The organism is Okeania sp. SIO3I5, from assembly GCF_010672085.1.
Lineage (GTDB): Bacteria > Cyanobacteriota > Cyanobacteriia > Cyanobacteriales > Microcoleaceae > Trichodesmium.
The window spans coordinates 1-6,190 of sequence record NZ_JAAHHT010000374.1; the positions used below are offsets into that span (position 1 = coordinate 1).

Genomic DNA, 6,190 nt, shown 5'->3' on the forward strand with positions numbered 1-6,190 from the left:
AGCAATGTCCTGTCTTAAAAGACCGAAAAGTTGAGGTAATGAATTTTGGAGTACAAGGTTATGGAACAGCACAACAATTAATGACTTTAAGACATCATGTTTGGGATTATTCTCCAGATTTAGTCATGTTAGTTTTTTTTGCTTCTAACGACCTTCGTAATAATTCTCCTACTTTAGAACACGACCATTTACGACCCTATTTTACTTATCAAGATGGTGAACTTGTGGCAGATATGTCATTCCGCAATTTGAAATTTTGGGAGAGAGATCGTTATGCTTTTTCTCTAGTAGATTTTTTACCATTTTGGTTAGTAGAAAATTCTCGAATTTTACAGCTAATTAGAAAAGTAGAAATTGATGGGAAATACCGTCAGTATCAAAAAGATTATAGTGAAATTAATCTGGCTTTTTACAAAGAACCAAAACCAAATTCTGATTGGTCAGAAACCTGGAAAGTGACTGAAGGTTTGATTAAATTAATGAGAGATGAAGTCTACGAAAAAGGAGCAGATTTTATGGTTGTAACAGCTAGTGATTCTCATCAGGTTTTACCAGATATTCAAAGGCGTGATGGATTTAGAAAATCTTTGAATGTAGCAAATTTATTCTATACAGATATCAGACTAAAAAATTTTGGAAAAGAGGAAAATATACCAGTTTATACTTTAGCAGGACCTATTTGGGATGAGGCTAAAAGAACAGGTAAATGTTTACATGGTTTTGATAATGCAATTCCCTGTGGAGGTCATTGGAATATAGCAGGTCATAAATTTGTAGGGGAAATAATGGCAAATTATTTGTGTGAAAAATATACTAATTATAAATAGTATGTAGAAATTGCTACTAATGTAATATATGTGAAAGTATTGTTCAATAATGGATAATGGATAATGGATAATTACTTCTCCCTAAAAGGGAGAGGATTGACTAAAAGGAAAAAATTTATTTCTCTTTTAAATTTTTGAAGGAATAATAGTTAAAAAAATGAACAAGTTAAAAGTTTTGGCAGTAAATCTAGGTATAATATTTGCCAGTTTATTTGTAGGGGTAGCGATCGCTGAAGTAGGAGTGAGAATTGCTGGTTTAGAGGGATTAAAAAAAATATCTGAAAGTACCCATGCAGAATATTATCCTAAATTTTATATTATTCCTCATCCTGTTAGAGGTTGGGAACATAGAGCAAATGTTTCTGGTTGGTCAATTAATGAAGAAGGAAAGGCTTATTTAGAGTTTAATAATTATGGTCTTAGAGGACCGAAAATTACTAAAGCTAAACCAGAAAATACTTTGCGAATAGCTGTACTTGGAGATTCTTTTACTTCAGCAGTCCAAGTTTCTTATAAGCAGACTTTTGTGGGAGTAATGCAGAAGGAGTTGAAAAAATGTACAAATTTCAAAGGTAAAAAAGTACAAGTAATTAATTTTGGTGTAAATGGTTATGGAACTGCCCAACAATTATTAACTCTCCGGGAAAAAGTGTGGGATTTTCAGCCAGATATTGTACTTTTAGCCTTTTTTAACCGCAATGATGTTATCAATAATTCTCGCAAGTTAGAAAATAATCATTATCGACCTTTTTTTGTCTATAAAAAAGGGAAGTTAGAGTTAGATTTATCCTTTAGAAAGCTAGATACAAGTCACGCAAATAGTTACATGATTACAACAGTTGATAAATTACCGACTTGGCTTGTCAATAATATCAGAATTTTACAGCTTATGAAAAAAGTAGAGGCAGATCAAAAGAAGAGATATGTTGGCAGACACTTTAAAAAATTACAAGCAAATAATTTTAGGGAACCGCCAAATTCTGCTTGGCAAGAAGCTTGGAAAATTACAGATGAGTTAATAGGAATTATCGCCAAGGAAGTACAAGAAAAAGGAGTAGAATTTAAGATAGCTACAGTAATGAGTCATGTACAAGTTCATCCCGATAAAGAATGGCGAGAAAGGTATACGAAAACTATGGATATTCAAGACTGGTCATATCCTACAAGAAGACTGAAAAAATTAGGAGAAATTCATAATTTTTCTGTAATTGATTTAATTGAACCTTTTCAGAATTATATTGCAGAAAATCCTGTATGTGTTCATGGGTTTAAAAACACAAAAATGTGTTCAGGACATTGGAATGCTACAGGGCATAAATTAGCCGGAGAAATTATTGCTGAAAACTTATGTCAAGGGTTCTAGGGGAGTGTAGGAAGTGTAGAGAATTTGGGGAGAGGAGGAGTATGGTTGTGAGAATAAAATATCTTCGCCTTTTGCTTAATTCGGCGCTAAAATATTTATTTTCAATATTCAAAATAATTTCTTGCTAAACTAACTTTTATATAAGAAACTGTTTGTCAAATAAGTCTTAAGAGAGTTGTTGAGTGACTAAAATCTAAAAGTAAAAGGTACTTCAAGAGATTGAAATTTGGTAGATAATTAGGTGGAAAGGTATATATATTCCCTTGATTTTAACTCTTCAATACTGGTCTTGATTTCTTCCTCCCTGTTCCCTATTCCCTATTCCCTATTCCCTGTTCCCTGTTCCCTGTTCCCTATCTCCTTTTTATATTTCCTTTACAAACAGTCTCTAATGAACAAACTGAAGAATTTAGCCATCAATTTAGGATTAACAGTTAGTGCATTAATATTTAGCATTACACTAGGCGAAATAGGTTTAAGAATAGCAGGAATTGAACATCCCCCACCGCCAAGACCAGATCAAGAATCAGAAAGTAAGTCTTTATATACTACCAAAGATCCAAATCGAGGTTGGGCAGGAAATCCTAACAGCAAATCATTTTGGACAGGAGAAGGTATACCTTCGGAAATAAAAATGAATAGTGGAGGATTTCGGGATTATGAACGGAGTAAAAATAAACCAGAAAATGGATTGAGAATTGCTTTATTAGGAGACTCTTTCACAGAAGCAATCCATGTCAAATTAGAGGATACTCATGGTGCAATAATAGAAAAAAATTTACAGCAATGTCCGGTGCTAAAAGACCGGAAAGTTGAGGTAATGAATTTTGGAGTACAAGGTTATGGAACAGCACAACAATTAATGACTTTAAGACATCATGTTTGGGATTATTCTCCAGATTTAGTCATACTAATTTTTTTTGCTCCTAACGACCTTCGTAACAATTATCGTGCTTTAGAAAATGACCATTTACGACCCTATTTTATCTATCAAGATGGTCAACTTGTGGCAGATATGTCATTCCGCAATTTGAAATTTTGGCAGAGATATCGTTATGGTTTCTCTCTAATAGATTCTTTACCATTTTGGTTAGTAAAAAATTCTCGAATTTTACAACTAATTAGAAAAGTAGATCGTAATGAGAAACGCCGTCAGTCAAGAAAATATTATAGTGAAATTAATCTTGCTTTCAAAGAACCAAAACCAAATTCAGATTGGTCAGAAGCCTGGAAAGTGACTGAAGGTTTGATTAAATTAATGAGAGATGAAGTCTACAAAAAAGGAGCAGATTTTATGGTAGTAACAGCCAGTGATTCTCATCAGGTTTTACCAGATATTCAAAGGCGTGATGGATTTAGAAAATCTTTGAATGTACCAAATTTATTCTATACAGATATCAGACTAAAAAATTTTGGAAAGGAGGAAAATATACCAGTTTATACTTTAGCAGGACCTATTTGGGATGAGGCTAAAAGAACAGGTAAATGTTTACATGGTTTTGATAATGCAATTCCCTGTGGAGGTCATTGGAATATAGCAGGTCATAAATTTGTAGGAGAAATAATGGCAAATTATTTGTGTGAGAAATATACTACTAGAAATTAAAAATTCAAAAGTTAAAAGTTAAACGTTAAAAGTTAAATGTAGGTTGGGTAGAACATAGAAATTCAAAATTTAAAAGTTAAATGTAGGTTGGGTAGAACGAAGTGAAACCCAAGATACGCCTTATTACCTTTCCAGAAAAGAGGGAGTAGATAGGGAGAAATAATTGATGACTTCTGTGTAATAATTGATTTGATTTTTTATTATTGGAGATGTCTATTGTTGTTGGGTTTTTTTCCTCAACCCAACCTACGCCTAGGAAATTCCTAAAAGCACAACTACTTATGAAAAATTTGAAATTGATTCAGGGAATAAAAACAGGATTTAGTTTAGTTAGTATTAATTTAATTTTAGCATTTATTGGTTTGGAGGCTGTTTCATTAGGATTTTATTTTTCTCAGGAAAAACAACTATTTTATACGAGAAAAGATACTATCTCTCAAGTTCGGGAAGAGTTGGAAAAAACAGGAACTAGACTAGCTACCGATATAATTAATGAATCTGTCTTAGAGCGACTACATCCTCTGTTTGGCTATGTACGAAAACAAGGTGTTTTCAGGCAAAAAAAAGCTCTTTTTGCCTATAAAGAATCAGGAATAAGGGTTAATAATTACGGCCTTGTATCTAAGTATGATTATCCTTTTGCTAAAACAAATAAAAATCAGTTTATTGTGGGTGTATTTGGCGGTTCAGTTGCTTATGATTTTGCGATAAATGCGATTTACAATGAAGCTAAGGGTAATCAAGGATTTATTCAAAATTTAAAACAAATTCCTAAGTTAAAAGACAAAGAAATTATCATTTTATGTTTTGCAATTGGGGGTTATAAACAACCACAACAGTTATTAATACTTAATTATTTTATTTCTATTGGGCAAGCATTTGATTTAGTCATTAATATAGACGGCTTTAATGAAGTAGCATTATCTCATCTAAATAATCAGCAAAAAATAGAGTTATTTTTGCCAAGCGTACAACATATTTTACCTTTAACACGATTAGCTAATGATGATTTGTCGGTAATGAAGGCAATAGTGGAAATTAGTGAGCTGAAAAATAATTTATCAATTGCTATTAATAAATTGGAAAGTTGTAAATTAGCATTGTGTTATGGTTGGAAAAGTTTGCAGGTTAAAGGATTATTAGACAGATACCAAAAAGAAATTTTTAAATACGATGAACAAATTGCCAAAGATTCTAGCAAAACTGATAGTATTGATAGCTTAGTTTATTTGAGTAAAATTCCACAAGTATTGGAGGATAAAGTTGCTTTTGAAAAAGTTGCTCAAAATTGGTATGAGTCATCACTAACAATGAGTCAAATTCTAGCTGAGAGAAATATATTGTATTTTCACTTTATTCAGCCGAATCAATATTATCCGACAGAAAGAGTATTGAGCACAGAAGAAAAAAAATTTATTATTGAAGATAATCCTTATGCAGTAGGAGTTAGAAAAGGTTATCCAGCCTCAATTTCTAAAGTTAATAGCTTACAAAAGGCAAAAGTTAATATATTTAATACTGTGAATATTTTTGATGGGGAAAAAGAAATAGTTTATCGAGATGCTTGCTGCCATTAGAATATGATTGGCACGACAATATTAGACAAATATATTGCTAATTCAATGAAAAGGAATATTTTACTTGTAACTATTTTTTGAACTACAATCAATCATAATAAAACGCAATTAGGGTAAATAAAAAATCGGCAATGCCATGAAAAATTTGAAATTAATTCAGGGAATAAAAACAGGATTTAGTTTAGTTATTATTAACTTAGTTTTAGCATTTATTGGTTTAGAAGCTGTTTCATTAGGATTTTATTTTTCGCAGGAAAAACAACTATTTTATTCTCGAAAAGATACTATCTCTAAAGTTCGGGAAGAGTTGGAAAAAACAGGAACCAGACTAGGTACAGATATAAATAATCAATCAATCTTAGAAAGGTTACATCCTTTTTTTGGTTATGTACTAAAAGAAGGAAGTTTCACCCACGAAGAATCAGGAATCAAGATTAATAATTACGGTCTTGTATCTAAGTATGATTATCCTTTTATTAAAACCAATAAAAATCAATTTATTATAGGTGTATTTGGCGGTTCTGTTGCTAACGATATTGTTGTAAATTCTGATGTTAATCAAGCCAGAGGTAATCAAGGATTTATTGAATATTTAAAACAAATTCCCCAATTAAAAGACAAAGAAATTATCATTCTATCTTTTGCTAGTGGTGGTTATAAACAACCACAACAATTGTTAATGCTGAACTATTTTCTTTCTATTGGGCAAGAATTTGATTTAGTCATTAATATAGATGGCTTTAATGAAGTAGCACTATCTTACCAAAATAATCAAGAAAGAATAGATTTATCTGAAGATCGTCTCGTAGGGAAAGAG

4 protein-coding genes and 1 pseudogene are annotated in these 6,190 nt (G+C 31.6%); all 5 read left to right on the plus strand.

Annotated features, from left to right (window positions below; all coding sequences use genetic code 11):
• The coding region (locus tag F6K40_RS38025; protein ID WP_293144819.1) for an SGNH/GDSL hydrolase family protein at positions 1–827 on the plus strand (827 nt) is incomplete at its 5' end.
• Positions 828–984: 157 nt separating this feature from the next.
• Positions 985–2,190, plus strand: a complete 1,206-nt coding sequence (locus F6K40_RS38030; protein WP_293144821.1) for an SGNH/GDSL hydrolase family protein — start codon at positions 985–987, stop codon at positions 2,188–2,190.
• Between the two features lie 391 nt (positions 2,191–2,581).
• Positions 2,582–3,796 carry an SGNH/GDSL hydrolase family protein gene (locus F6K40_RS38035; protein WP_293144824.1) on the plus strand — a complete coding sequence of 405 codons (1,215 nt, stop codon included), beginning with the start codon at positions 2,582–2,584 and terminating at the stop codon, positions 3,794–3,796.
• Positions 3,797–4,077: 281 nt separating this feature from the next.
• Complete coding sequence (locus F6K40_RS38040) at positions 4,078–5,373, plus strand: hypothetical protein (RefSeq protein ID WP_293144827.1); 1,296 nt, start codon at positions 4,078–4,080, stop codon at positions 5,371–5,373.
• A 136-nt stretch (positions 5,374–5,509) separates the two neighbouring features.
• Positions 5,510–6,190 (plus strand): annotated as a pseudogene (locus F6K40_RS38045) (hypothetical protein); the annotation flags it as partial.